This is a genomic window from Streptomyces sp. NPDC028991, assembly GCF_055564775.1.
This window is the reverse complement of the sequence record NZ_JBVHVP010000025.1, coordinates 42837-68272: the sequence shown is the minus strand read 5'-3', so window position 1 is coordinate 68272 and position 25436 is coordinate 42837. Positions and strand designations below refer to the sequence as shown.

Below are 25436 nucleotides of genomic sequence, written 5' to 3'. Positions count from 1 at the left end.
TCAGGCATTCGCATTTACTGTCGTCGTTTAGGTGGACCTGTGGAAATCGAAGATCTGACGCCCGTTCTCGAATCCGAGCAGAGCGCCGGTATCGGCATCATCGGGTGCGCCGACATCGCCGTGCGGCGGGCCCTCCCGGCGATCCGCCGTTCACCGTTCCGGCTGGCCGCGGTGGCGAGCCGTTCCCGGCGGAAGGCGGAGGATGTCGCGGCCACCGCCGGGTGCCGGGCGGTCGAGGGCTACGAGCGGCTGCTGGAGCTGCCCGGCATCGACGCGGTCTACATCCCGCTGCCGAACAGCGAGCACGCCAAGTGGGCCCGGCGGGCGCTGGAAGCGGGAAAGCACGTGCTGCTGGAGAAGCCCGCCGTGCCCGCGGAGGACAGCGCCCGGGAGCTGGTCGCGCTCGCCGAGGAGCGCGGGCTGGTCGTCATGGAGAACTTCGCCTTCCTCAGGCACCCCCAGCACGAGCAGGCCCGGTCCCTGGTGGCCGGCGGAGCCATCGGGGAACTGCGCTCCTACAACGGCGCGTTCGGCATTCCGCCGACCGACCCGCGCGGGATCAAGTACCAGGCGGACCTCGGCGGCGGTGCGCTGTGGGAGGTCGGCTGCTACCCGGTGCGCGCGGCCCAGGAGTACCTCGGACCGTCGGCGCGGGTCCTGGGGGCCGGCCTGAAGTACGACGCGGACCTGGGCGTGGACGTCTCCGGGGTGGCGCTGCTGGGCGACGACGACGGCGTCACCGCACACTGCTCCTTCGGTCTGTCCCACGGTTACCGGTCGACGTACGACCTGTGGGGGAGCGAGGGGCGGCTGGTCCTGGAATGGGCGTTCACGCCCTCGCACAGCGCCCGTCCGGTGCTCCGGCTGGAGCAGAAGGACCGTGAGACGCGGATCCTCGCCCCGGCCGCGGACCAGTTCCTCGGCGTGTTCGACGCCTTCCACGACGCGGTGCGCGATCCGGCGGCGCGGGCGGCGCACCACCGCGAGCTGGTGCGGCAGGCCGGGCTGATGGCCCGCATCCGCGCGCACGCCCTGGGCCGGGCGCCTCGTTGAGCGGTAAGCGGTGAGGTGCGGCGCGCGCCCGGGAAAGCGCGGAACGGCGGTCGGCGCCCGTGGGCACCGACCGCCGTCGCGCGCGCTACCGCCCGGCCGGTGCCGCGGTGAGCCGGCGCGGCGGGCACTGCTCGTAGGTGGGCAGCAGACCCGCGGCCGCCGCTTCGGCGAGGGTGGGCGCCGCGGCGTCCTTGTCGGATCGGATCGGCGGCTCGGTCAGGTCCCAGGGCAGGGCGAGGGCCGGGTCCAGCGCGTCGATGTCGATCATCGTCCCCGGCTCGTACTCCTGTGAGCACAGGTAGCTCATGCACGTGTCGTCGGTGAGGGCGAGGAAGGCGTGCCCGACGCCGTCGGGCAGGTACACGGCCGTCCCCGTCCCGGGGCTCTGGAGGGTGACGTCGTAGTGGCCGAACGTCGGCGAACCCACCCGCAGGTCGACGGCGATGTCCAGGGCGCTGCCCCGCACGCAGGTGACGAACTTCGCCTGGCCGGGCGGGACCGTGGTGCCGTGGATGCCGCGCAGGGTGCCTCGCCGGGACACCGAGTAGTTGACCTGGCGGACCGTGAACTCCCAGCCGCTGCCGGCCAGCAGGGAGCTGGCCCGCACGGATTCGAAGAAGTGGCCCCGCCGGTCGCTCAGGGGCTCGGGTTCGACGCGGTACGCGCCGGGGACGGTCATTTCCGTTATCAGCACCGTGGCTCCTCGCCGGCTCAGCCGGTGGCCGTCGCGGCGGCGCCGGCCGCCCGGGCGATCCGCTGCCGCATGGACGCGGTGTCGTTGGTACGCGGGAACTCCTCGTGCGGGACGTCGACCCCCAGGAAGCCGCACAGCGGCTCCCAGCCCTGCTGCACGTCGTAGACGAGGACGTTGTCCGCGCCCAGGGTGCGCACGACCTCCTCGTTGTGCCGGTGGTAGACCTCGATGGCGTGGTCCTTGTCGGAGAACCGGCCCTCGAACAGACCGTCCCAGACCATGGTCCCGGTGACGCGGAACAGCCGCGCCTGCGGGCTTCCGGGCTCGGGCGGGTTCGCCATGCTGCGCAGGGCGAACTGGTAGAGCGTGTCGTGGGTGCTGCGGTACCAGCTCTCGGCGTCACGCACCGTCAGGACCACCTTGGCGTCGGGGAACGCCTCGCTGATCTGCCGGTAGTACACCGCACAGGGGCCGTCCACCGCGGAGCCGTAGCCGTCGAAGACGGCCGCCCAGTCGGGGCTCTCGCCGTCGCAGACGATCCGCTCCCACTGCTGGAGGCGCTTCGCGTCGCCGACGATGTCGAACATGTGGAAGGAGGGGCCGAGACCGAGCCGGTCCAGGGCCACCTTCAGCGAGGTCGTGCCGGTCCTGCCCAGGCCGGCGTTGATGAGCTTCAGCACAGTCCGTCTCCCCTTCTCAGCGCCAGGCCGCGGCTTCCTGGCGGGTGGCGACGTTCACCCGGTTCCAGAAGTTGACCAGGCCGATGTGCATGACCAGCGCACCGAGCTGCTCGTCGGTGTAGTACTGGGAGGACTTCTCCCAGATCTCGTCCGACGCCATGTCCTGCGGGTCGGTCATCAGCGTGACGGCCTCGGCCATCTCCAGGGCCGCGCGCTCGGCCCCGTCGAAGCAGGACTCGGTGCGCCAGCCGGCCACCCGCGGCAGGCGCTCGTCCGCCCCGGACGCCTGCTCCGGGTCGTCCGGGAACGTGTAGGTGCGGCCGTTGATCTCGCTGACGCGCAACCGGACGAGGTCGAGGGTGGTCTGCGGCACGCCCACCTTGCCGATGACCTCGGTCAGGTCGAGCAGAGGCTGCAGGGCGCCGGGAACGACCAGGGAGGGGTTTTCCATCCGTGGAGTCATCGGGTCTTCTCCTGTGCGGTATGCGTGGATGAGTCGGTTGCTTGCGGCGGCGCCCTCAGACCGGGATGCCCTCGATGACCGAGATCGGCGCGCTGGTGGGAACGACCCTGGTGAGTTCGAAGCCGGCCTCGGCGAACAGTTCGGTGTACTCGGCGCGGGTGCGCTCACGGGCGCCGAGCATCAGCATCAGCCAGAGGTCGATGGTGTGGCCGAGGTGCTTCTCGTTGTTCTCCGGGAGCACGTACTCGACGACGAGCAGCCTGCCTCCGGGGGCGATCGCCTCGCGCGCGTTGCGCAGGGCCGTGACGGCGTCGGCCTCGGAGAAGTCGTGGATGATGTGCTTGAACACGTAGGCGTCACCGCCCGAGGGCAGCTTGCCGAGGTAGCCGCCGTGCTCGATGGTGAGCCGGTCCGCGACTCCGGCCGCCTCGAAGAGCGCCGGCGAGTCCACGGTCGCGATCTCGGAGTCGTACAGCACGCCCTTGACGTCCGGGGCCTGTCCGAGGATGCCCGCCAGGAGGTTGCCCCGGCCGGCGATGACGTCCACGACGGTGCCGAACCGGGAGAAGTCGTAGGCGGCGAGGATCGGGTCGGTCTCCGACGCCGACAGCTCGCCGAACGCCTGGAAGAACACCCGCGCGTAGCCGGGGTTGGCGTGGAAGAAGTCCAGCGCGCCCATGCCGCGCAGCTTGGGCAGGTTGGCCTCGCCCGTCTCCACGGTGCCGGCCAGGTGGCCCCACTCCTCCCACAGCGTGGGGTGGTTCATCAGCAGGGCGAAGCCGCGCATCGAGTCCGGCGCGTCCTCACGGAGCTTGTCGGACAGCGGCGTGTGCTCGTACCGGCCGTCCGGGCGGACGGCGAACACCCCGTGGCCGGCCAGGGCGCGCAGGATGCGGTGGGTCGCCCCGGGGTGGGACCCGACCCGGGCCGCGATGTCCTCGACGGGCAGCGGGCCGTCGGCCAGCACGTCCGCGATACCGAGCCTGGCCGCGACGGAAATCGCCTGTGTGATCACCGCGCCCTGAATGAGGTGGAGCAGTGAGTACGAGTCGGACTGGTCACGAACCTCGGGCAGCACGGACATGCCTTTCCTTTCGGAGCGCCTCTTTTCGCGGATTCCAGACGATAGGTCGACGCTTCTCAAAATCGCAACCTCAGTTTTGACGCAATTCCCCACCGGGCGTTCAACCGTGGAATTTGAGCGGTTGAACGGGCCATGTCCAGCGGCGCTCCAGCAGAATTCCGGCACCGCTTGCCAAATTGTTCCGGCCCGGCTACATCGAGGAGGCCCCGTTGCGGCACGACAACCCCACCACGGTGGATTTCTGGTTCGACCCGACCTGCCCCTGGGCGTGGCTGACCTCCCGCTGGGTCCTCGACGTCGCCCGGCAGCGGCCTCTCGAGGTCCGCTGGCACCTGATGAGCCTGACGGTGCTCAACGAGGGGCGCGCGGACCTGCCCGAGCGCTGGCACCGGGACCTGGCGGTGCGGATGGAGCCGGTGCGGGTCTGCGCCGCCGCCGGGCAGAAGTACGGCCCCGAGGTGGTGGGCCGGCTCTACACCGAGCTGGGCACCCGGTTCCACCTGGAACGGGCGCCCAGGGAGCCCGCCACCTACGCGGCGGCCCTGACCGCCGCCGGCCTCGACGCCGGACTGGCCGAGGCGGCCGGTTCGGACGCGTACGACGACGCCGTGCGTGCCTCGCACGACGACGCCGTCGGCCGGGTCGGCACCGATGTGGGCACGCCCGTCGTCGCGGTGGGGGACGTCGCGTTCTTCGGGCCGGTGGTGTCCCCGGCCCCCCGCGGTGCGGCGGCCGTGCGGCTGTGGGACGGGGTGCTCGCCGTGGCGGCGACCGACGGGTTCTTCGAACTCAAGCGGACCCGCACCCGGGAGCCGGTGTTCACCTGAGGCCCCGTCAGCGCCCCGCCGCGGCGACGGGGGCCGTCCAGTTGCCGGCCAGCCAGGTCTCCAGCGTCACCAGGCCGGGCCTGGTACTGCGGAGCGCGTCGAGGTCGGCGCGGTAACCGTCCCGCTCGAACCAGTCGAACATGTTGGCGAGGTCGGGGCGGGCCGAGCGCAGCGGCTCGATCGGCAGCCGCTGGTAGCGGACCGGGACACCGGCGACCGCCTCGAACGCCGCGGCCATCTGCGGTCCGGTCAGCGCGTCGCCGGCGATCTCGACCACCCGGCCCAGCCAGGCGTCCGGGTTCTCGAAGGCGTCCGCCGCGAAGACACCGATGTCGCTGGTCGCGATGAGCTGCACCGGGGTCCGCGGGTCCAGCCACATGGCCAGCACGAGTTCACCGCCGGCCGGCCGCGGGGCGATGTCCAGCAGGATGTCGTGGAACATGACCGGGCGCAGCACCGTCGTCGGCAGGTCGAGCGTCCGCAGGTACTGCTCCACCCGGTGCTTGCTCTCGAAGTGCGGGACCCGGGTGTCGCGGTCCGCGCCTCCGACCGAGCTGTAGACGAAGTGGCGCACCCCGGCGCGCACCGCGGCGTCGGCCACCGCCCTGCCCTGCCGCACCTCGGCCTCGACGCCGCCCGGGCCCCGGAAGGTCTGGACGCTGAACACCCCGTGGACGTCCCGCATCGCGGCCGTCAGCGACGCCTCGTCGTCCATGTCGCCGCGGACCAGGACGGCACCCGCCTCCCGCAACTCCCTCGCCTGCGCCTTGTCCGGGTCACGGACCAGGGCGCGCACGGCGTGCCCGCGCCGCAGCAGTTCGCGGGTCACCGCCCCGCCCTGCCGGCCGGTCCCGCCCAGCACCAGGATCGTTCCGTCAAGCGCCACTGTGTTCTCCAAGTCTCGAGCCCGCCGCGGCCAGGCCCGGCGGTGCGGTCGGATACGGCGGCCGCGGGGGCGGCCTCCGTGCGTCGGGGCCGCGCGCTACCAGGGCACGGGCCCCTCGTCCGCCAGGCACACGCCCGACGGTCCGGTCTCGTCCAGCAGGGCGAGCCGGACCACGATCGCGGCCCCTTCGGCGGGCGTGCGGCGACCGCGATGGTGGTTGATGTCGGTGGCCACCACTCCGGGCAGGGCGGCGTTGACCTTGACGGGGGTCCCCCGCAGCTCCTTGGCGTAGGCGACCGTGACCGCGTTCAGCGCCGTCTTCGACGACTGGTAGGCGATCATGTTGACGCCCGCCATCGGGGAGCCGGGGTCCGAGTTGAGGGTCAGCGAGCCCAGGTGGCTGGACAGGTTGACGACGCGGCCGGCCGGGGAGCGGCGCAGCAGCGGCAGCATCGCGTGGGTCACGGTGACCACTCCGAAGACGTTGGTCTCGTAGACCTCACGCATGTCGGCCGCGGTCGCCCGGCTCGGTGCGCCGGTGAGTCCCCCGGCGGTGCCGGCGTTGTTCACCAGGATGTCCAGGCGTCCGTGGCGCCGTTCGATCTCGCGGGCGGCGTCGGCCACGCAGTCCGGGTCCGTCACGTCCAGCCTCAGCGGCGTGGCGGCGATACCGTCGGCGGCCAGCGCGTCGGCGGCCTGCTTGCCGAGCACCTCGTCCCGCGCGCCGACGAGGACGACGATCCCCCGCTCACCGAGCTGCCGTGCGGCGGCGAAACCGATGCCCTTGTTGGCACCCGTGACGAGGGCGATCTTTTCGACCGTCACGTCGACTTCCTTTCTGCGGCCGTTGCGGCGCGCATTCACCGCGGAAGAAGGAATTTCCAAGACACCCGGCAATATTGCTGCGGCGCGCTCCTCCCGTTCAAGCGTTCACCCGTGCGTTCAAGAGTGCCGACCACATGAACGTACGCTCCACCGGAGCCCGCGAAATTCGGAATCGTTGCGACCGGACATCGCCCTGAGTAGCTTCACAAAGGCCAACCATTGCCACAGCGCAGAGGGCCTCATGAAATGAAGAGAACTGACGTCATAGTGGTCGGTGCGGGGCCGGCCGGTCTGATGCTGGCCGGGGAACTCCGCCTGGGCGGGGTGGACGTGGCCGTCTACGACAGGCTGCCCGCCCCCGCCGAGGAGTCCAGGGCGCTCGGCTTCAACCGGCGAGCGGCCGAATCGCTGGAGCAGCGCGGCCTGCTGAGCCGGCTGGGCGAGTTCCGGTGGGGCCCGATGGGGCACTTCGGCGGAGTCCGGTTCGACCTCGGCATGCTCGACGAGGACCACAGCGGCGTGCTGGGTCTGTCCCAGGCCAGGACCGAGGCGGCACTCGGCGGCTGGCTGGCCGATCTCGGCGTACCGGTGCGCCGGGCCCGCGAGGTGACCGGCCTGCGGGAGACGTCCGAAGGGGTCGTGGTGTCCTTCGCCGGCCCCGACGGGCCCGGCGAGGAGACGGCCGGGTACGTGGTCGGCTGCGACGGGGCGGGCAGTACCGTGCGCGCGCTGGCCGGCATCCCGACCCGTACCTGGGAGCCCACCAGGGGCATGTACACCGCGGAGATCAGCGGGGCCACCCCGCGTCCCCGGCCGATCGGCGAGCGGCTTCCCGGCGGCCGCATGGTGGTGTGCACTCCGGTGGGTCCGGGCCGCTGCCGGGTGGTCGTGCACGATCCGGCCCTGCCGTCCCGTCCCGAGCCGGGTGCCCTGACGTTCGCCCAGGTCGCCGACGCGTGGCGGCGGCTGACCGGTGAGTCCATCGACGACGCGGACTGCCAGTGGCTGTGGGCGTGCGGCAATGCGGCCGCACTGGCCGGTCAGTACCGGCGCGGCCGGGTGTTCCTGGCCGGCGACGCGGCGCACGAGATCCCGCCGCTGGCCGCGTGGGGGCTGAGCGCCGGACTGCAGGACGCGGTGAACCTCGGCTGGAAGCTGGCGGCGGCCGTCACGGGACGGGCACCCGAGGGCCTGCTCGACACCTACCACGCCGAACGCCACCCCGTCGGCGAGCAGCTGATCCGCAACGCCCGCGCGGCGTCGAAGCTCTACCTCGGTGACGAGCACATGGATCCGGTCCGCGAGGTCGTGGGCGAACTGCTGTCCCACAAGGACGCCGCCGAACAGGCCGCCGGGATCGTGAGCGGCCTCGGTGTCCGCTACGACCTGGCCAAGGGCGACCACCCACTGCTCGGCCGGCGCATGCCGCCCGACCACGCCCTCACCCTGCCCGACGGCACCCGCACCACCGTCGCCGAACTCCTGCGCACCGGACGCGGCCTGCTCCTCACCACCGACAGCGCCACCGCCGAGACGGCACGGGAGCACACCGGCCGCGTCGACGTCGTCACCGGCACCTGGACCACCCCGCCCGACCCCGACCCCGGCCCCGCCCTCGACCCCGGCCCCGCCCCCGACTCCGTCCTGGTCCGCCCCGACGGCTACGTCGCCTGGACCTCACCCGGCACCACCGACGACCTCACCGACGCCCTCCACCGCTGGTTCGGCAGTGGCGTCCCGCAGCACGCCGGCCGGTGAGCGCCCGGCCGCACCCCTTCAGAAGGAGCGAACACATGGCCAGGGATGTCATCGTCGTCGGGGCCGGGCCGGTCGGGCTGATGACGGCGGGCGAACTCAGGCTCGGCGGCGCGGACGTCGTCGTCTACGAGCGCCTGTCCGCACCGACGCGCCAGTCGCGGGGCGCGAGCTTCACCAGGCGCACCGCCGAGTGCTTCGACCAGCGGGGCCTGCTGGGCCGCCTCGGTGACACCGAACCCGCCGACAGTCACTTCGGCGGGGTGCCGATCGACCTCGGCATGCTGGCGCAGGACCACTACGGACACCGCGGCGTCTCCCAGTTCCGCACCGAGCGGATGCTGGAGGACTGGGTGGGCGAACTCGGCGTACCGGTCCTGCGCGGCCGGGAGGTGACCGCCCTTCGGCAGGACGGCGACGGTGTCGTGGTGAGCGTCGACGGCCCCGACGGCCCGGCCGAGGAGCGGGCCGCCTACCTGGTCGGCTGCGACGGCGGGCGCAGCACCGTCCGCAAGCTGGCCGGGATCGCCTTCCCCGGCACCGACGGCCGGCGCGGCTTCCTCACGGCCGACGTCACCGGTGTCGACACCCGCAAGCGGCGCATCGGCGAGAACCTGCCGGGCGGCAGCATGGTGATGGCGATGGACCTGGAGGAGGGGGTCACCCGGGTCGTCGTCCACGAGGCCGGTACGCCGCCGCCCCGCGACCGCGACGCGCTTTCCTTCTCCGACCTCGCCGATGCCTGGCAGCGGCTCACCGGGGAGTCCCTCCACCACGGGCGGTGCCGCTGGATCAGCTGCTTCACCGACGCCTCGCGGGCCGCCGCCGAGTACCGGCGCGGGCGGGTGTTCCTGGCCGGCGACGCGGCGCACGTGCAGCCCCCCGCCATGGCGCAGGGGCTGAGCGTGGGTGTCCAGGACGCGGTGAACCTCGGCTGGAAGCTGGCGGCGGCCGTCACGGGACGGGCACCCGAGGGCCTGCTCGACACCTATCACGCCGAACGCCACCCCGTCGGCGAGCAGTTGGCACGCAACGCCCGCGCGGCGATCGAGCTGCGGCTCACCGGCGAGGACATGGACCCGGTCCGCGAGGTCGTGGGCGAACTGCTGTCCCACAAGGACGCCGCCGAGTACGCGGCCGGCATGCTGAGCAACCTCGGTGTCCGCTACGACCTGGCCAAGGGCGACCACCCGCTGCTCGGCCGGCGCATGCCCCCCGGCCACACCCTCGCCCTGCCCGACGGCACCCGCACCACCGTCGCCGAACTCCTGCGCACCGGACGCGGCCTGCTCCTCACCACCGACAGCGCCACCGCCGAGACGGCACGGGAGCACACCGGCCGCGTCGACGTCGTCACCGGCACCTGGACCACCCCGCCCGACCCCGACCCCGGCTCCGTCCTCGACTCCGTCCTGGTCCGCCCCGACGGCTACGTCGCCTGGACCTCACCCGGCACCACCGACGACCTCACCGACGCCCTCCACCGCTGGTTCGGCGGCGGGCACCGGTTCTCCAGCCGCCCTCGACCGCAGGGCTGGGCCTGACCGCGAGACTGCCGGGACCTGTCCTGACGCCGGGCGCCGGCGTCGGGACGGCCTCTCCGACACTAACCACGAAGGATCTGGTGGAATGGCTGGCACCGAACAGGATCAGGTGAGTGGAAAGCCCCATGTAGTCGTCATCGGGGGTGGTATCGCGGGGCTGGCGGCGGCGTTCCGGCTCCGCGACGAGCCGGTCCGGGTGACGGTCCTGGAGGCGTCGTCCCGGCTCGGCGGGAAGCTGTCGGTCTCCGAGGTGGCGGGGGTCGCGGTCGACGAGGGCGCCGAGTCGCTGTACGCCAACCGGCGCCGGACCACCGGGCTGATCCAGGACGCCGGGCTCGGCGAGCAGATCATGCCGGCGGGTGTGACCGCGTCGGCGATCTGGACCAGGGGCGAGGTCCGGCAGCAGCCGGACCGTCAGTTCATGGGCGTGCCCTGCGACATGGACGACCTCGCCAGGTCCGGTGTCGTCTCCGCGGAGGGCGTCGACCGGGCCCGGCAGGACCTCGTACTGCCGTCCTTCGACCGGGACGGCGACGTGTCGGTGGCGGACTACGTCGGCGGGCGCTTCGGCCGGGAGGTCGTGGACCGCCTCGTCGAACCGTTCCTGGCCGGTGTGTTCTCCGGCCGTGCCGCGGACCTGTCGTTCGAGGCCACGCTGACGCCGCTGGCCAAGGCCGCCCGCGCGCACGTCTCGCTCGCGGACGCGGCCGCCTCGCTGACGCCCGTGCTCGCCGAGGGACAGAAGCCGCCGCCGGTGCGGGTGGCGACCCTCGACGGCGGGTTCGGCTCGCTGCCCCCCGTGCTCGTGCGGCAGGTACTGGCGGCCGCGCCCGACGCGTCCGTGCGTACCGATGCCCCCGTGCGGGACCTCACCCGCACCGCGGGCGGCTGGCGGCTGACCGTGGGCACCCCCACCGGCGCCGAGCACCTCGACGCCGACGCCGTCGTCATCGCCGTCCCGGCCGGACCGGCGGCCGCGCTGCTGGGTTCGGTCCCCGGGATGTCGCCGGCCGTCTCGGCGTTCGCCGAGGTGCCGTACTCGAGCGTCGCGATGGTCACCCTCGCCTATCCCCGCGCGGCGTTCCCCGGCGGGCTCTCGGGCCGCGGGTACGCCGCCTACCGGGTGCCCGCGGTGGAGGGCAGGGCGGTCAAGGAGGTCACGTTCACCACCGTGAAGTGGCCGCACCTGGCCGGCGAGGTGGAGATAGTCCGCTGCTCGATCGGGCGGTTCGGCGAGGAGAACCTGCTGCGGCGCGACGACGCCGACCTCGTGGCACTGGCGACGACCGAGCTGGCCGAGGCCACCGGCGTCGGCGGGGTCCCGGTCGCGACCCGGGTCAGCCGCTGGGAGGACGCCCTGCCGCAGTACACCGTCGGTCACTTCGAGCGGGTGCGGCGCATCCGCGACGCGGTGGCCGCACAGCCCGGCCTCGCGGTGTGCGGGGCACTGTACGACGGTGTGGGCGTCGGGGTGTGCATGGCCTCCGCCCGCCAGGCCGCCGAGCAGGTCCTGACGGGGATCAAGCAGAACGCCGCGGCCCCCGCGGTCTCGGTCGGCGCCTGAGCGTCCTGCGCGAACGCGAGTGGCCGTGCCCGGTACCCCGGGCACGGCCATTCGCGTCTTCCGGTGTGCCGTCAGCGGTCCAGGACCGCGGCGAACGCCTGAGCCAGGACCTGCTCCGCGTCCTCGCCGTCCTCGCCGCCCTCCGCGCTGCGCCAGGCGACGTGCTGGTCGGGACGGACCAGGAGCGCGCCGGCGTCGGTGATCCCGCGGACGGCCGCCCAGCCGCCGTCCACGTCGGCGTACTCGCCGTCGGCGCCGATGCGCACCGTGCGCAGGCCGACGGAGAACTTCTCCGCCACCCGCGCGGCCGCCTCGCACCACGGCGTCCCCCGCGGGCCCGTGATCAGCGTGAAGTCGGTCCGGCCGGTGAGGTCGAGCGTGGACTGGCGCCGGCCGTCCCGGGTGATCCAGGCGTGCGGCAGCCGGTGTCCGGGGCGGGACGTCGGCCGGTGCTCGTTGCGCATCGGAACGCGGGCCGGCGCCTCGCTGCCGTCCGGGACGAGCGCACCGTCCTCGTAGTGGAAGCCGACCTCCATGTCGAGCGACTGGCAGCCCCCGCGGTGCGTGTGGAAGATCTCCAGGGCGCGCTCCCGCACCGTGTCGCCGAGCGGCGAGGGGTCGAAGTACGCCTCGAGGCGCTGCTTGCGGCGCCCCGCGGGGATGTTGTGACCGGCGCCGACGGCGTCGATGACCGCCTGGTGGTGCACGGCGGCGGACACCGCCCAGTCGACGTTCTCGCGGCCCACGGGCCGGCGTTCGGCCTCGTAGGTGTCGATCAGTCCGTCGGTGGCACGGCCGCCGAGCACCGCCGCGAGCTTCCAGGCGAGATTGTGCGCGTCCTGGATGCCGGTGTTGAGGCCGAGGCCGACGGCGGGAGGCTGGCGGTGCGCGGCGTCGCCGGCGATCAGGACGCGGCCGACCCGGTAGCGGTCGGCGAGGTGCGCGTGCACGATCCAGTCCGTCACCTTGTGCACCGTCACCTCGAGGTCCGGTATGCGCAGCAGCTCCCGGATCCGGGGGACGACCGTCTCCGCGTCCCAGCGTCCGGGCGGGCCCGGGGCGAAGTGCAGGCCCCACTGCTCGCAGTCCTTCCCCCAGCTCGGTCCCATCTCGATGAGGTTGCTGGACAGGTCGGGGTCCTCCGGGCTGAGGAAGTGCGTGATGAGCGTCCCCTCCTGCCACCACTCGGACAGGTCGGCGGAGAAGTACGCGGTCGTGGTGTTGACCAGTCCGGGCGGGCCCTGCATCTCGATGCCGACCGCGGCTCCGACCATACGGCCGCCGTCGGCCCCGATGAGGTACCGCGACGTGACGGTGGTGGTCTCCCCGGTGTCCAGGTTCCGCACCTCGGCGACGACGTGGTCGCCCTCGTCGGAGAAGGAGACCACCTCGTGGTGGAAGAGGATCCGCCCCGGATTGCGCTCCTCCGCGTGCCGGCGCAGGATCGGCTCCAGCCACATCTGCGGCAGCTTGGCGGGCAGGACGGGCCCGGCCGCCGCGTAGGTCTCGCGCAGTTCACCGCCGCCGAAGGCATCCATCTCGTGGATCAGGCGCCGGTCCAGCGGCCCGTCGCCGGCGAGCGTGGTCTGCCAGCGCACCTTGCCGAACTTCTCCAGCGGTGCGGCCTCGGCGAACACGTCGTCGGCGACGTGGTGCTGGCGGAAGATCTCCATCGTGCGCTGGTTGAGGTAGTGCGCCTTCGGAACCCTCGATGTGTCCGGGTGCCGTTCCACCAGCAGATGATCGACGCCCTGGTCGGACAGGAAGACGGAGGCGGACAGGCCGCATCCGCCACCGCCCACGATCAGAACCGGAACCTCGATGGCTCCCATATTCGCCCCTTTGAGATCGACAGATGCCTTGCCACTCGCAGCCTGGCAAAGCCCTCTTCAACACCGGTCAAGCACGGCTGGAACGCGGCGGCGGGACGGGAAGGGTGCCGGGGCGCCCGGGGTCAGCCGAGCCAGACGCCGTCGCGCATGAGGCCGCGTCCGGCCAGTTCGTTCGCCTCCCGCCAGGCCTGGACGCGCCGGGGCCGGATGCGGAAGTACTGGTAGGGCTCGTCGAGCTCGCGGGGGTCGAAGCCGGTCTTCGCCGCGAAGGCGTCCCCCGCCTCCCGGCCCAGCTCGGCGACGTCCACCGGCTCGGCCACGCCGTCCACGATCACGACGTCGCGCGTCGGGCCCAGGCCGAGCCTGACCCGGCCGTCCGCGAGCAGGTTGCGGCCGGTGACCGAGTCACGGGGCGTCGAGACGAGGACGGCCGTCCCGTCCCAGAAGTAGGACAGGGGCACGAGGTGGACGCCGCGCGAGGCGCCCGCGGTCGCCACCCACAGATCGACGTCGTTCTCGAGCCGTGCCCGAGTGTCCCGCAGCCGCGCCTCGAGTCCACGCGCCTCGGTTTTCGCTGTCATGCTTCCTCCGTTCGGGACGGGACGTCTTCCCGTCCGGGTGGGTTCGGCCGGGCGCGGGCCGCGCCCCGGGCGCCGGCCGCCACGGCCTCCAGCGCGCCGGCGGCCTCGCGCACCCCGATCATGTCGTGCGCCCGGTGGGTCACGAAGCGCACGTATCCGTTCGGCAGCGGCAGGACGCCGACCCCGTGTTCGGCCAGGCGCGCCGCGCACTCCTGGGCGGGCATCCCGGCGAGCCGCGCCAGGACGATGTTGGTCGGCCGCGGTGGGCTCATCAGCTCGGCGCCGGGCACCGAGGCCAGCGCGCGGGCGAGCGCGGCGGCCCGGTCGTGGTCGGCGGCCAGGTCGGGCAGCCGGCCCAGCGCGACCAGTGCGGGAGCCGCGAGGACCCCCGCCTGGTGCAGGGAGCCGCCCAGCCACCCCCGCAGCTCGCGGGCGCGCGCGACGTACTCGCGTGTTCCGCACAGCAGTCCGCCGGCCGGGGCACCGAGCCCCTTGGAGACGCAGAAGGCGACGCTGTCCGCCGGACCGGCCAGCTCCGCGGGAGGCACCCCGAGCGCCACGGCCGCGTTCGCGAGCCGGGCACCGTCGAGGTGGAGGTGGGCACCGTGCCGGCGGGCCGGCGCGGCCACCGTGCGCGTCGCCCCGGCGTCCAGGGCGTTGCCGCCGCGCATCATGGCGGTGTTCTCGACACAGACCACGGTCGGCGCGCCCGCCCCGGCGGCGAGCAGCGCGGCCAGGGCGCCGGGGTCGGGCAGGCCGTCGGGGCGCTGCGCCACCGGCACCAGCTCGACCCCGCCGAACCGGCGCAGCCCGTCCGCCTCGAGGAACGCCATGTGGGTGTCCACGCCGGCGATCACCCGCGGCGCGGGGGTGCCCCGCCCGCCGGTCGCGGCGAGCGGGGCGAGCAGGTTCGCCATCGTGCCGGTCGGGGTGAACAGCGCGGCCTCGGTGCCGAGCAGCGCGGCCACCCGCTCCTCCAGCAGGACGACCGTCGGGTCGTCGCCGTAGACGTCGTCGCCGACCTCGGCCGCGGCCATCGCCGCGCGCATCCGTTCGTCCGGCGACGTGCGGGTGTCGCTGCGGAAGTCGAGCCGCGGGGAGCCGGTCCACGCCATGGGGCCTACCGTCCCGGCCGGTGGGCGATCCAGACGGCACGGGGCCGGGTGTAGCCCTCCACCGCGTGGATGCCCAGCTCACGGCCGTACCCGGACTGGCCCAGGCCCGAGACGCTGACCGTCTCCTCGGTGTCGCCCCAGGTGTTGACCCAGACCATGCCGGCCCGCAGCGCCCGGGCGAAGCGTTCGGCCCGGTCGGCGTCCGAGGTCCAGACCGAGGCCGACAGGCCGTACGCGGTGTCGTGCGCGAGGGCCAGGGCCTCCTCGTCCGTGCCGAACGACGCGACGGACAGCACGGGGGCGAAGACCTCCTCCCGCCAGGCGCGGCTGTCCAGGGGAACGCGGTCCACGATCGCCGGGTGGACGAAGAACCCGCCGTCCAGGCCGTGGGGAACCTCGGAGCGGCCGGGCGGGAGGATCAGCTCCGCGCCTCGTGCCACCGCCTCCCCGACCACGTCGGCGGTACGGTCCACGGCGGCCCGGCTGATCAGCGGGCCGAGGTCGGTGGCGGGATCGTCCGGCGGGCCGACCGCGAGGTCCGCGGCCAGTTCGGCCACCCGGCCGACGAACTCCGCGTGCACGGCCCGGTCCACGACCAGACGGGAACCCGCCACGCAGACCTGTCCGGTGTTGCCGGTGAAACCGGTGACCACCGCCCGCGCGGCCGCGTCGAGGTCGGCGTCCCGGAAGACCACGACGGGGCTCTTGCCGCCCAGCTCCAGGGAGACGGGCTTGAGGCCGTCCGCACAGCGCCGCGCCACCTCGCGCCCCGCCGCCGTCGAGCCGGTGAAGGAGACCATGCCGACAGCCGGCTGGGCGCACAGCAGCCGGCCGGTCCCGGCGCCGCCGTGGACGGCGGTGAGTACGCCCTCGGGAAGCACCTCACCGGCCCGGGCGACCAGGTGGCGGACCGACAGCGGGGTCTCGGGCGCCGGTTTCACGACCACCGTGTTGCCGTACGCGAGCGCCGCGGCGATCTTCCAGACGGCGAGCAGCAGCGGGTAGTTGTTCGGGACGACGGCCGCGCACACCCCGACCGGCACCCGGTCGGTGTAGGTGCGCATGCCGGGGCCGGCCGGGTGGGTCTCCCCCACCGGGTACCGGGCCGCCGCCGCGAACCAGTCGGCCACCTCGGCCGCGAAGTCCACCTCGCCCAGAGCACGCCGGGTGGGTTTGCCCGCGTTCAGCCGCTCCAGCGCGGCGAGTTCGTCGCGGTCCTCGCGCAGGAGCCGGGCGAGTTCGCGCAGCAGGCCGCCGCGGCGGGCCGGTGAGGTGCCGGCCCAGACCTCGTGGAACGCCGCCTCGGCCCGGGCCACCGCGTCGGCGACGCCGGACGCGCCGGTGTCCGGCACATGGGCGACGGTGCGGCCGGTGGCGGGGTCGAGGACCGGCCGGCCCGCGGCGCTCACCCCAGGGCCCCGGCGTTGCCCGCGAGCCGCAGGGCGCCGTCGATCTCGGCGACCAGGCCGAGGAACGCCTCCCGTCCCAGGCCCGCCCCGGCGCTGCCGAGCAGCCGGAGGTCGTATCCGTCGGGGTGCTGCCACCAGGCGTCGCAGGCCCCGAACTCGGCGCTGAGGTGGCCGAGCCGGACCGGGCGTCCGCCGAGGTCGCGTTCCTCGGTGGCGGCGGGGTGCTCGTCCTGCTCCGGCGGGAACTCGAGCCGTCCGCCACCGGTCCGCTGGGCGGTGAGGCGCAGCTCCGCGCCGGCCGGCGAGGAGTAGACGACGTCCAGTTCCCGTACGGCGCCGCCGTCGCCGAACGTGGCGGCGCTCTCGGCGCGGAACTCCCCCGCGGCCACCGGCACCCCCTGGGCGGTGAGGAAGTCCTCGACCTGCTCCGAGGGGACCCACTCGCCCTCGTGCTCACGCCCGCGGCGGTGGAAGCGGAAGACACCGGTGGGCACCGAGACCATGTCGGCCGGGTGCCTGGCCCAGTAGCTCAGCTCGGCGAAGGGGGTGGCCAGCACCCTCGCCACCGCCTCCGGCACCGCCGGGCGCAGCGCGGCGTACAGCGCGACGATCTCCTCGTCGGAGAACTCGCCCTCCAGTACCGAGAGTTCGACCGTGGTGCGGGCCATCCGAGCGCTGGCGCCCCGGTGGCCCAGGTAGTCGGTCCCGAGCCAGACCACCCGTCCCTCGCCGATCTCCGCCGGACGGGTCTCGCCGCCCCACAGGCACGGGTGGTCGGCGGCCGGAAAGGCCCAGTCGTACAGGAACTGCTTGAGACGCAGCCGCCGGCCCCCGCCGGAGATCTCGGTGCGGTAGCCGGACGGGTTCGCGTCGCTCCACGGGGTTCGCCCCTGCGCCTCGACCCGTCCGGGGGGTGCCTCGCGGCGCAGGGTTCCGACGCTGGTGCCGCACCCCTCGGGCAGCCGGGACGGCCGCCACAGCACGAAGTTGCACCAGTCCTGGGCGCGCGCCTCGTCGATCGCCGGGGGTGCCGGGTCAAGACCGGCCGCGTGGTCCAGGCACTGCCAGCGCCACAGGGGTACGGGACTGCTCACCATGACTCCTCGGGTCGGTGCGGAGCTCCGCGAGGTGGCCGAGCCATGCGGAGGTGGAAGCAAGGAACATCCATTCGCCCACGCCCAGTTCGTCCCGCAGCGCGGCCGGGAGCGGCGGCAGGGAGAACGGGCTGCCGAGTTCGTCGGCGAGAGAGGCGAGCTGCCGGACGTACCGGGGGTCGGTGGGGGTGGGGAAGCCCTGCTTGGGGCGGTGGCGCACCGAGTCCGGCAGCAGGTCGGCGAGCGCCTCCTTGAGCAGGCCCTTGTGGCTGCTGCCCGGCTCGCCGGAGTTCTTCAGGTGCTCGGGGCAGCGGAAGGCCAGTTCGGCGAGGGCGACGTCCTGGAAGACGGGCCGGTCCTCCAGGGTGAAGGTCGCCGACGTGGCGTCCACCATGTCGTTGACGTAGACCAGGAAGCGCCGCAGCAGGTGGTGCCGGCCGCGCTTGAGCGGGGACGCCGTCTTGATCGCCCGGTACTCGTCCATGGTGCGCTCCCACACCAGGTCGGTGACCGCCGCCATGTCGACGCCGAGTTCGCGCGCCATCCACGTCACGAGCTTCGCCCACACCGGCCGTTCGTCGGAGTAGAGCTGGTGGGTCAGGTAGTGGCGCCCGTGGATGTAGGTGGGCGCGTAGGGGTCGACGACGGGGAAGTAGCGCCCTGCCTGGTAGCCCCACAGCTCGTCCGCCCCGTGGCCCGAGTACACGACCACGTTGCGGTCGCGGGCGATGGCGCCGTAGAGGTGGTGCATCGCCAGTTCGGCGCCGTGCAGCAGCGGCCGCATCAGCCGGGTGGGCAGGACGGGCACGAGTTCGGCGGCGCGGTGCCGGTCCAGGTCGCACACGGTCAGCGGCACGCCGAGGCGCTCGGCGGCCTCGGCCGCGTGCACGACGTCGTCGCCCGAGCCGCCGATGCCGTCCTGGTAGCGCAGGACGTATCCCTCGACGGGCACGCCCAGCGCGGTCAGGCCCGCGACGGCCGCGGTGCTGTCGACACCGCCGCTGAGCACCGCCGCCCGCGGGACGTCGGACGCGGCCCGCTGGGCGATCGCCCCGTCGAAGGCGGCCCTGATCTCCTCCGGGCTGACCAGCCCGTCCACCGGGGTGGGGAGCCAGTAGCGGTGGGTGCTGGTGCCGGGGCGGTCGACCGACAGGTACTCGGCGGGCTGCAGGGCGCGTACGCCGCGCAGCCAGGTGTGGTCGTCGGCCGCGTCCATCCTGATCCAGGAGCGCAGGACGTACTCCTCGGGATCCACCTCGGGGCTCACCAGGCCGGTGCGCAGCAGCACTCCCGCCTCGGACGCGAAGAGCAGCCCGCCGTGCGTGTAGGCGTAGAACAGCGGTTTGACGCCGAAGTGGTCGCGGGCGAGGACCACGCGGCCGGTCCAGGTGTCGTGCCAGGCGAGGGCGAACATGCCCGACAGCGGCCGCAGGGCGGACGCCGGATCGTCCTCGCGGCACACCTGCTGGAGCACGTACTCGGTGTCGCAGGTGGTGCGGCGGGGCCACAGCGGCGGGGCGGGTGAACGGGAGCCGTAGACCTCGCCGTTGTGCACCAGGACGACCCGTCCGGTGGGGTCGGTCATCGGCTGGTCGCCCGCCTCGGTGCGGTCGCGGACCGCCAGGCGCGTCGCACACAGCATCACCGTGCCGCAGGCCGAGACGTACGGGGCGCGGGCCCCCTCGCCCCGGTGTGCCATGGCGCCGGTCATCGTCCGGCCGAGCGCGTCCATCCAGTCGGTGTCGCGCCGTCCCTCGAAGCTGATGAATCCGGCTATGCCGCACATGCGCCGTCCTCCCGCCACAGTTCCCACAACCGGGCCAGCGCCCCGGTGAACACGTGCTCGATGCCGTGGTGCCCTCCCTCGTGCTCCCGGTAGCCGTGGGGAACGCCGTGCGCGTCGAGGGCCGCGTGCAGCGCACGGGCCCCCCAGTGCATGCCGTAGTCGTCGCGTTCGCCGACGGTGACGTGGAGCAGCCCGAGCGCGGCGAGCCGGCCGGCGTGGCCGGGGAGCATCCGCACCGGGTCGTGGCGGAGCCACCGCCGCCACACCTCGTCGCGGAACAGACCGGTGGCGGGGTCGCACGGCAGCGCGTCGCCGGGGGTGGTCCCCGGGGTGTCGGCGTAGCACATGCCCATGGCCACGATGCTCATCGCGACCATGAAGGGGACGTCGTGCGGGCCGGTGCCCCGGCGGGCCAGCAGCTCCTCGACGCCGCCGGCCGCCCGGACGGTGTCGAGCGCGGCGGGCAGCAGTGGCAGGTAGCAGTGCTCGAACCCGGCGTCGGGCGAGAAGGCGAGCACCGCCGCGAACAGCCCGGACGTCATGCCCGCCACCAGCGCGCCGTAGCCGCCGCTGGACTTGCCGGCCACGGCGCGCCCCGTGGGCTCGGCCAGCGTCGCGAAGCTCCGGTCGACTTCGGCGACGACCTCGGCGAGGTGGCCGGCGTACCGGCCGCAGGCGGCGGAGTCGATGTACTGCGAGCCGCCGTAGGCGGTCGTGCAGTCGGGCACCACGAGCAGTGCGGGGGGCACCACGCCGTCCGTCATCGCCCGGCGCAGCCGGTCGGCGACGGACCCGCCGAAGGCGAGCGCCCGGTTGCCGAGGCTCGGGTGGGCACCGAACCCGGGCAGCCAGTACACGACCGGGAACCGCCGTACACCGTCGTACCCGGGCGGCAGGTGCACCTCGATCCGGCGGCGGTACGGGTCGCCCAGCGGGTTGCCGCGCAGGCAGGTGCTCGCGTGCTCCAGCACGAGCGGTTCGCTCATGCCCCGCTCGCCTCCCGCTGGGCGCGCTCCACGTGGCGTGTGTAGAACGACGGGTGATGGAAGACCGCGGAGAGCAGCACGCCGTCGCTGGCCCACAGGCCGAAGGAGCTGCCGAACAGCAGGTCGGCGCCGAGCATCGCCTCCAGCGTGGAGGCCGCGATCTCGGTCCAGCCCTCACCGCCGGCGAGATGGCCGCGGGCCGGTCCCGGTCCGAGCCGGGTCACCCTGCCCGCCACCGGGTCGAGCAGGAAGGAGGTCTCGGTGCCGTCGTCCTCGTACAGCGAGACGACGTGGCGTCCGGCGCCGTGGTCCAGCGCCCGGTACCAGTAGTCGGTCGCCACCAGCCGGTCCAGCAGCTCGCCCAGCATGCCCTCGCAGTCACGGGTCTGCCGCCCGTACCGGTCGAGGGAGGCGTCGAACGGCGGCACGGGGGTGTCCGGGTCGAGGGTGACCGCCGCGTACACCTCGTCGAAGTCGTATCCGCCGGGCGGGACCGGGCCGTCGGCCGGGGAGACCTTTCCGCCCTCGATCTCGATCACCTGTCCCGGGCCCCACAGCAGGCCGTCGCGGTCGCGCTCGCCGAGGCGGCGCAGGGCTTCGGCCGGGGTGAAGGGGAAGATCGCGCGGTTGCACCAGTCGTAGTCCCGTTCCCCGTCGCCGCTGATCCGCCATCCGAAGGAGGAGGGGACGGTCACGGACGCGGGGAGCGCGTCGACGTACCGGTCGAAGTTGGCGACGGCGCGTGCGCGCACCGCGTCCGGGTCGGTCAGCGGCCGGCGTTCGGTGAGCACACCGGGCGGGGAGATGCTGTGCGCCGGCACGAACAGCGCGTCGAGCCGCGGTGCGTCAGAGCGGCGGAAGGCGGCCACGGTGTCCTCGTGCAGGAGCGCGTCGCCGCACAGCATGACGGCCGCGTCGCCGGTCTGCACCAGCACGCTCATCTCGGGGAAGGACACGGCCGAGGGGAACGTCCGCAGGGTCGCTCCTCCCAGGGTCACCGTGTCGCCCGGCGTCACCGGCTGGAGGTTCTCGTAGCCGAAGCGGCGCAGCGTCCAGGCGATCGCCTGGTGTCCGAGCCCCGACGCGGTCAGCTGCGGCGGCACGGGGCCCGCCGGGTAGATGCAGGTGACCCCGGAGCTCTGGCGCGGGCTGTCGTCGAAGTCCACGTCGGCGCCGTCGACCAGTCGCAGCAGTGAGGGGAAGTGGTGGTGGTCGAAGTGGTGGTGGCTGAGCACCACGTAGTCGATCCCCTCGTCGAGCACCTCGCGGACCAGCTGGTCCGGCAGCGGCGGGTGGTGTTCCCAGAAGCGGTCCAGGCGCTGGGTGAGCCACGGGTCGAAGAGGATGCGCTCCGTCCCCGTATCGACGAGGACGGCCGCGTGGCCGAGGGAGGTCAGTCGCATCACAGGCTCGCTTCGTACACGCAGCGGAAGCCGACCTCGTTGTGCCGGTCGGTGATCAGGTCCTTGCCCCGGTAGAACGTGGTCAGGCAGGAGGGCGGGGAGGTCCAGGTGCCGCCGCGCAGCACGTGGAAGGCCTCCTTGCGGTTCATGAAGTCCAGCGGGTGGCGGCCCTTGAAGAAGGGGTCCATGTCCTCGCCGGTGTAGAAGTTGGTCCGCGTCAGCTCCCAGACGTTGCCCGACATCTGCAGGACGCCGTAGGGGCTGGCGCCCTGCGGGAGGGCGTCGGCGGGCAGTACCGGGTGGGCGGGGTTGTCGCCCTGCGAGACGGTGACCAGCAGAGCCTCCAGGGAGTCGAGGTCGGCCACTTCCTCGCCGAACGACCGCTCGACGTAGTTCACCCGGTCCGGGTCCCACTCCTCGCCCCACGGGAAGCGGCGGCCGTCGACGCCGCGTGCGGCCTTCTCCCACTGGTCCTCGCCGGGCAGCTCGCCGCCCGCCCACTTCGCGAAGGCGTACGCGTCGTACCAGTCGACGCCGACGACGGGCAGGCCGGGTGCGTTGAAGCGCGGGTCGTGCCAGTGCACCGGGCGGTGCGACCGCTGGAGCGGCTGGTCCGGGTGGTCGAACTCGCCGCTGTCGCCCACCTCGTCGAGGAACTCGCGGTAGCGCGCGTTGGTCACCGTCGTCCGGTCGATGAGGAACGCGGGCAGGTCCACGGCGCGCAGCGTGCTGTCGTCCTGCGCCATGCGGAAGGCGTCGGGCTGCTCGTTGGCGCCGATGACGGCCGGGCCACCGGGCACCAGGACGACGTCGGTGGTGCGCCGGGGGCGCTTGCGCGCGGCTTCGAGCCGGGTCCGCATGTCCGAGAAGTACTCGTCCTCCAGGCGGCGGAGCTCGGCGGGGTCACGGGTGCCGAAGACGGCGATGAGAGCCCGCTTGGTGAGCGCCGCGCCGCAGCCGACGGGCTTGCGCGTCCAGTCGGGCCGGGTGAAGTTGCTGGGCCAGCCGGAGATGCGGATGAGGTCGGGGACGGCGGCGGAGATCCGGTGCTCCGCTATGACCTTGAGTGCCGTGAACGCGACCCAGTCGACGACGTCGTGGGTGGCCGCGGCCACGGCGGAGTCGGCGGCCGGGTCGCCCGCGTGGTGCCGGGCCAGCAGGCGCACCACGCCGGCCCGCACCGGCCATTCGGGGTGGGAGACCGCGACAGACGCCAGCAGCGGTACCCCGTCGGCGGCCCGCCCCCGGTCCTCGGCCAGCGCGACGACGCGTTCCACCGACGCCCAGTACCGGTCGTCGGAGGAGTCGTCGGTCGCCAGCAGATCGGCGGGAATGTCGATGACTTCTGAAACGCGATTTCCTACCATCTCAGCCTCTCTCGGACGACGCGCCGCCCGTACGGATTGAGTTCCATACGGGCGGCGCGTTTCGCTGGTCAGGGGATTACCACTTGCTGGTCTCCTGATCAGCGTCACGGGTCTCGATGAAGTCGCGGTCGCTCATTTTTCTCTCCCTCCGCCGTATCGAGTTCTGTGGGCCAATCCTCACGGCCCGGAAGCATAGGGAAAGCCCGGAAGGCACGGCAACGGCCCTTGAAGAACGGGAGTTGAACATGAACATTCCCGTGATATGTGCCGGTAGGTTCGCGACGGTCCGACGTGTGGAGAGGGAGAGCGAAATGGGCGACACCCATGACCGTGAACTGCGGGAGAACGGATTCGTGCGCCTGTCCGGGGTGGCGGCGGGCGACGCGCTCGCCCGGCTCCGGAGCGCGGTGGCGCGGCTGGAGGAGATCGCCCGCGACCGTACGGTCTCGAGCGACGACTTCATCCTGGAGGCACCCGGCATCGGCGGCTGGGCGGCCTGGCAGCAGGACTCCGAGGCCCTGACGGGTGTGCTCCGCTCGGCCGACCGCATCCACGAGCACGTCCCCGAGTTCGACTCCGTGCAGCGGTCGCTGGACCTGGCCTACGGGCCGGTCGCGGGTGCCGCCGGGAGCCCCGGGGCCCTGGTCAACGCCTTCCTGTGGGCCAAGCCGCCCGTGGTGGGTTCGGCCAAGCCCTGGCATCAGGACATCGCGTTCGCGCCGCCCTCCTTCGGATCCGAGGAGAACGGCATCGTGACGGTCTGGATCGCTCTGGAACCCGCCACCCGGGACAACGGCTGCCTGGAGTTCATCCCCGGCTCGCACCTGCTCGGGCTCTTCCCGCACACCGGGGACCGCGAGCGGCTGCCGGGTGATCCGCCGCTGACGGGGGCGGTGGAGCCGCACGTCGCGGACCGGCACCTGCCGCGTGCGGCCGAACCGGTCGCCGTGCCCCTGGAGCCCGGTTCGGCCGTCATGTTCGACGGCATGGTGCTGCACCGCTCGGCACCCAACACGACGGCGGCGCAGCCGCGTACGGCCGTGAGTTTCGTCTACCGGGTGCCGCGGCCGTCCTGGACGCGGATGGAGCCCGCCGCCGTCGCCCGGCTGTGATGTTCGACCGCGGCAGGTCGGCAGTCGAACGGCGTGCTCAGGGGCTCGCCGCGTGGTCCAGGGCGTAGAACGCGGCGCCGTCGAGATGGCGGATCGTGTTCAGGTCCCGCTGCACGACCTCCTCGAGGTCGTGCAGCAGCGTCACGATGACCGGGTAGGTGAGGTCGTCGACCGTCCGGGAGATCTGCTGACCCGGTTTCACCAGGGTCGCCAGGCCGTGGAAGCTCTCCAGCCGCTCGATCTCCTCGATGCCCCGGTACTCGCCGAGCACCCCCTCGGCCGGTGAGACCATGCCGGCGATCGCGCTGTAGCGCCGCACCCGGTACGGCGTTCCGGCCCTGGCGTGGAACCGGTCGGGGCGCAGGTAGGCGTCGACGGTCCACTCCAGCTGCGATTCGCCGATGCCGAGCCCCGCGCAGGCCGGGATGCCACCGCCGGCGACCCGGGCCCCGACCTCCACCAGACACGGCCCCGCCGGAGTCATCCGGATCTCCAGGTGCGCCGGGCCGTGACGGATCCCGAGGGCGTCCAGCACCTCGAAGGCGTACTCCCGCAGGGGCTCCACCACCCGGCTCGCGGAGTCGATCAGCATCAGGGCGTCGCACAGGTCGACGACACCGTTCGCGCTGAGCCGGCCGGTCCGCCAGACGTCGCACAGGTGGTGGCGCCCGTCCCGGCTGACGGTGTTCACCATGTACTCGGTGCCCGGCAGGTACTCCTGGGCCACGGCCCCGTCGTTGGGCCGGGAGAAGACGTCGTCGGCACCGGCGAGGGACTCGAAGGCCGCGACCGACTCGTCGGGCGTGTCGCAGAAGAAGACTCCCTGGCTGCCCGCGCTGCGGGGCGGCTTGACGACGACACGAGAGCCGAGCCGGCGGTGCCAGGCGGCGAGTTCGTCCCCGTCCGTGGCCCGCAGCTGCCGGGCGGCGCGCAGTCCCGCGGCGCGCACCGCCTCGACCATGAGGTGCTTGTCCCGCCGCGCGGCGCTCAGCTCGGTCCCGTTCCCGGGAAGGCCCAGACGCTCCGCGAGCAGGTCGGCGAACTCGACCCCGCTCTCGCCGCCCGAGACCACCGCGACCGGCTCGTACGCCGCGACGGCCGCGACGGTGGCGTCCAGATCGCCGTCGTGCACGATGTCGGCGATGAAGTCGTCGGGAACGAACGGGGCCGTGCGGTAGACGTAGGGGACTTCACGAGTGCTCTGCACGCGGACGATGGAGCATCCCTGCTCCAGGAATGTCAAAACAAGTGAACGGACCGCGGCGTAGGCGTCGACCATTACGATGCACGGACGGCCCTCGATGGGTGCTGTCATGTGTTCAAAGTAGAGAGACCGTCGTCTCGCGGAAAGCCGTTCAACTCTGCGATCCTCCCCC

Annotated in this window: 22 protein-coding genes; 6 read left to right on the top strand and 16 right to left on the bottom strand. The window is 73.1% G+C overall.

Annotated features, from left to right (window positions below):
- The first annotated feature begins 39 nt into the window (after positions 1-39).
- Positions 40-1053 carry a Gfo/Idh/MocA family protein gene (locus ACZ4V1_RS31165; protein WP_468342865.1) on the top strand — a complete coding sequence of 338 codons (1014 nt, stop codon included), beginning with the start codon at positions 40-42 and terminating at the stop codon, positions 1051-1053.
- 85 nt (positions 1054-1138) lie between these two features.
- Here the strand turns inward: ACZ4V1_RS31165 and ACZ4V1_RS31160 are convergent, their stop codons facing one another.
- From ACZ4V1_RS31160 to ACZ4V1_RS31145, 4 genes are all read right to left on the bottom strand, one after another.
- Positions 1139-1747: a dTDP-4-dehydrorhamnose 3,5-epimerase family protein gene (locus ACZ4V1_RS31160; RefSeq protein WP_468342862.1), complete on the bottom strand. Its 609-nt coding sequence runs from the start codon at positions 1745-1747 to the stop codon at positions 1139-1141.
- A gap of 17 nt (positions 1748-1764) precedes the next feature.
- Positions 1765-2427 carry a sulfotransferase family protein gene (locus ACZ4V1_RS31155; RefSeq protein WP_468342859.1) on the bottom strand — a complete coding sequence of 221 codons (663 nt, stop codon included), beginning with the start codon at positions 2425-2427 and terminating at the stop codon, positions 1765-1767.
- Between the two features lie 16 nt (positions 2428-2443).
- The gene (locus tag ACZ4V1_RS31150; protein WP_468342856.1) at positions 2444-2878 is read right to left on the bottom strand and encodes a carboxymuconolactone decarboxylase family protein; all 435 of its coding nucleotides are present in this window, start codon (positions 2876-2878) and stop codon (positions 2444-2446) included.
- 67 nt (positions 2879-2945) lie between these two features.
- A complete protein-coding gene (locus ACZ4V1_RS31145; RefSeq protein ID WP_468342853.1) occupies positions 2946-3974 on the bottom strand; it encodes a methyltransferase in 1029 nt (342 codons plus the stop codon).
- Positions 3975-4183: 209 nt separating this feature from the next.
- On the opposite strand from ACZ4V1_RS31145, the gene ACZ4V1_RS31140 reads away from it, so the two are divergent.
- Positions 4184-4801, top strand: coding sequence for a mycothiol-dependent nitroreductase Rv2466c family protein (locus tag ACZ4V1_RS31140; RefSeq protein WP_468342850.1), 618 nt, complete (start codon positions 4184-4186; stop codon positions 4799-4801).
- A 7-nt stretch (positions 4802-4808) separates the two neighbouring features.
- On the opposite strand, the gene ACZ4V1_RS31135 is transcribed toward ACZ4V1_RS31140, so the two are convergent.
- Together ACZ4V1_RS31135 and ACZ4V1_RS31130 are read right to left on the bottom strand one after the other, a co-directional pair.
- Positions 4809-5687 (bottom strand): NmrA/HSCARG family protein, encoded by an 879-nt coding sequence (locus ACZ4V1_RS31135; RefSeq protein WP_468342847.1) that lies wholly within the window; start codon positions 5685-5687, stop codon positions 4809-4811.
- Between the two features lie 96 nt (positions 5688-5783).
- Positions 5784-6512 carry an SDR family oxidoreductase gene (locus tag ACZ4V1_RS31130; protein ID WP_468342844.1) on the bottom strand — a complete coding sequence of 243 codons (729 nt, stop codon included), beginning with the start codon at positions 6510-6512 and terminating at the stop codon, positions 5784-5786.
- A gap of 246 nt (positions 6513-6758) precedes the next feature.
- Here ACZ4V1_RS31130 and ACZ4V1_RS31125 point away from each other — a divergent pair, with 246 nt between their 5' ends.
- The 3 genes from ACZ4V1_RS31125 (at position 6759) to hemG (ending at position 11375) form a co-directional block, all read left to right on the top strand.
- Entirely contained in the window at positions 6759-8270 is a 1512-nt protein-coding gene (locus tag ACZ4V1_RS31125; protein WP_468342841.1) for an FAD-dependent monooxygenase, read from the top strand.
- Positions 8271-8305: 35 nt separating this feature from the next.
- Entirely contained in the window at positions 8306-9811 is a 1506-nt protein-coding gene (locus ACZ4V1_RS31120; protein WP_468342838.1) for an FAD-dependent monooxygenase, read from the top strand.
- 85 nt (positions 9812-9896) lie between these two features.
- Positions 9897-11375: a protoporphyrinogen oxidase gene (gene hemG / locus ACZ4V1_RS31115; RefSeq protein WP_468342835.1), complete on the top strand. Its 1479-nt coding sequence runs from the start codon at positions 9897-9899 to the stop codon at positions 11373-11375.
- 71 nt (positions 11376-11446) lie between these two features.
- On the opposite strand, the gene ACZ4V1_RS31110 is transcribed toward hemG, so the two are convergent.
- The 9 genes from ACZ4V1_RS31110 to ACZ4V1_RS31070 all read right to left on the bottom strand — a co-directional run bounded on the left by ACZ4V1_RS31110 (position 11447) and on the right by ACZ4V1_RS31070 (position 22948).
- Positions 11447-13207 carry an FAD-dependent monooxygenase gene (locus ACZ4V1_RS31110; RefSeq protein WP_468342832.1) on the bottom strand — a complete coding sequence of 587 codons (1761 nt, stop codon included), beginning with the start codon at positions 13205-13207 and terminating at the stop codon, positions 11447-11449.
- Positions 13208-13329: 122 nt separating this feature from the next.
- Positions 13330-13788, bottom strand: coding sequence for a pyridoxamine 5'-phosphate oxidase family protein (locus tag ACZ4V1_RS31105; RefSeq protein WP_468342828.1), 459 nt, complete (start codon positions 13786-13788; stop codon positions 13330-13332).
- Positions 13785-14903 (bottom strand): threonine aldolase family protein, encoded by a 1119-nt coding sequence (locus tag ACZ4V1_RS31100; protein ID WP_468342825.1) that lies wholly within the window; start codon positions 14901-14903, stop codon positions 13785-13787. Before ACZ4V1_RS31100 ends, ACZ4V1_RS31105 begins: the two co-directional genes overlap by 4 nt.
- A gap of 5 nt (positions 14904-14908) precedes the next feature.
- A complete protein-coding gene (locus tag ACZ4V1_RS31095) occupies positions 14909-16312 on the bottom strand; it encodes an aldehyde dehydrogenase family protein (protein ID WP_468342822.1) in 1404 nt (467 codons plus the stop codon).
- Positions 16309-17409, bottom strand: coding sequence for a hypothetical protein (locus ACZ4V1_RS31090; protein WP_468342819.1), 1101 nt, complete (start codon positions 17407-17409; stop codon positions 16309-16311). The genes ACZ4V1_RS31095 and ACZ4V1_RS31090 overlap by 4 nt, the downstream gene beginning before the upstream one ends.
- Complete coding sequence (locus tag ACZ4V1_RS31085; RefSeq protein WP_468342816.1) at positions 17348-19192, bottom strand: asparagine synthetase B family protein; 1845 nt, start codon at positions 19190-19192, stop codon at positions 17348-17350. The genes ACZ4V1_RS31090 and ACZ4V1_RS31085 overlap by 62 nt, the downstream gene beginning before the upstream one ends.
- Positions 19180-20178: an alpha/beta hydrolase-fold protein gene (locus tag ACZ4V1_RS31080; RefSeq protein ID WP_468342813.1), complete on the bottom strand. Its 999-nt coding sequence runs from the start codon at positions 20176-20178 to the stop codon at positions 19180-19182. Before ACZ4V1_RS31080 ends, ACZ4V1_RS31085 begins: the two co-directional genes overlap by 13 nt.
- Positions 20175-21581: an MBL fold metallo-hydrolase gene (locus ACZ4V1_RS31075; protein ID WP_468342810.1), complete on the bottom strand. Its 1407-nt coding sequence runs from the start codon at positions 21579-21581 to the stop codon at positions 20175-20177. The genes ACZ4V1_RS31080 and ACZ4V1_RS31075 overlap by 4 nt, the downstream gene beginning before the upstream one ends.
- Positions 21581-22948, bottom strand: a complete 1368-nt coding sequence (locus ACZ4V1_RS31070; RefSeq protein ID WP_468342807.1) for a formylglycine-generating enzyme family protein — start codon at positions 22946-22948, stop codon at positions 21581-21583. The genes ACZ4V1_RS31075 and ACZ4V1_RS31070 overlap by 1 nt, the downstream gene beginning before the upstream one ends.
- 311 nt (positions 22949-23259) lie before the next feature.
- Here ACZ4V1_RS31070 and ACZ4V1_RS31065 point away from each other — a divergent pair, with 311 nt between their 5' ends.
- Positions 23260-24060, top strand: a complete 801-nt coding sequence (locus ACZ4V1_RS31065; RefSeq protein WP_468342804.1) for a phytanoyl-CoA dioxygenase family protein — start codon at positions 23260-23262, stop codon at positions 24058-24060.
- Between the two features lie 37 nt (positions 24061-24097).
- Here ACZ4V1_RS31065 and ACZ4V1_RS31060 read toward each other — a convergent pair whose 3' ends face one another.
- Positions 24098-25375, bottom strand: coding sequence for an ATP-grasp domain-containing protein (locus ACZ4V1_RS31060; protein ID WP_468342801.1), 1278 nt, complete (start codon positions 25373-25375; stop codon positions 24098-24100).
- Positions 25376-25436: the final 61 nt, after the last annotated feature.

Bases quoted from the DNA above. Each gene is read 5' to 3' on its own strand.
- ACZ4V1_RS31150 (WP_468342856.1), bottom strand. From the start codon at position 2,878: ATGGAAAACCCCTCCCTGGTCGTTCCCGGCGCCCTGCAGCCTCTGCTC.
- ACZ4V1_RS31145 (WP_468342853.1), bottom strand. From the start codon at position 3,974: ATGTCCGTGCTGCCCGAGGTTCGTGACCAGTCCGACTCGTACTCACTG.
- ACZ4V1_RS31125 (WP_468342841.1), top strand. From the start codon at position 6,759: ATGAAGAGAACTGACGTCATAGTGGTCGGTGCGGGGCCGGCCGGTCTG.
- ACZ4V1_RS31120 (WP_468342838.1), top strand. From the start codon at position 8,306: ATGGCCAGGGATGTCATCGTCGTCGGGGCCGGGCCGGTCGGGCTGATG.
- hemG (WP_468342835.1), top strand. From the start codon at position 9,897: ATGGCTGGCACCGAACAGGATCAGGTGAGTGGAAAGCCCCATGTAGTC.
- ACZ4V1_RS31110 (WP_468342832.1), bottom strand. From the start codon at position 13,207: ATGGGAGCCATCGAGGTTCCGGTTCTGATCGTGGGCGGTGGCGGATGC.
- ACZ4V1_RS31105 (WP_468342828.1), bottom strand. From the start codon at position 13,788: ATGACAGCGAAAACCGAGGCGCGTGGACTCGAGGCGCGGCTGCGGGAC.
- ACZ4V1_RS31100 (WP_468342825.1), bottom strand. From the start codon at position 14,903: ATGGCGTGGACCGGCTCCCCGCGGCTCGACTTCCGCAGCGACACCCGC.
- ACZ4V1_RS31090 (WP_468342819.1), bottom strand. From the start codon at position 17,409: ATGGTGAGCAGTCCCGTACCCCTGTGGCGCTGGCAGTGCCTGGACCAC.
- ACZ4V1_RS31085 (WP_468342816.1), bottom strand. From the start codon at position 19,192: ATGTGCGGCATAGCCGGATTCATCAGCTTCGAGGGACGGCGCGACACC.
- ACZ4V1_RS31080 (WP_468342813.1), bottom strand. From the start codon at position 20,178: ATGAGCGAACCGCTCGTGCTGGAGCACGCGAGCACCTGCCTGCGCGGC.
- ACZ4V1_RS31075 (WP_468342810.1), bottom strand. From the start codon at position 21,581: ATGCGACTGACCTCCCTCGGCCACGCGGCCGTCCTCGTCGATACGGGG.
- ACZ4V1_RS31070 (WP_468342807.1), bottom strand. From the start codon at position 22,948: ATGGTAGGAAATCGCGTTTCAGAAGTCATCGACATTCCCGCCGATCTG.
- ACZ4V1_RS31065 (WP_468342804.1), top strand. From the start codon at position 23,260: ATGGGCGACACCCATGACCGTGAACTGCGGGAGAACGGATTCGTGCGC.
- ACZ4V1_RS31060 (WP_468342801.1), bottom strand. From the start codon at position 25,375: ATGACAGCACCCATCGAGGGCCGTCCGTGCATCGTAATGGTCGACGCC.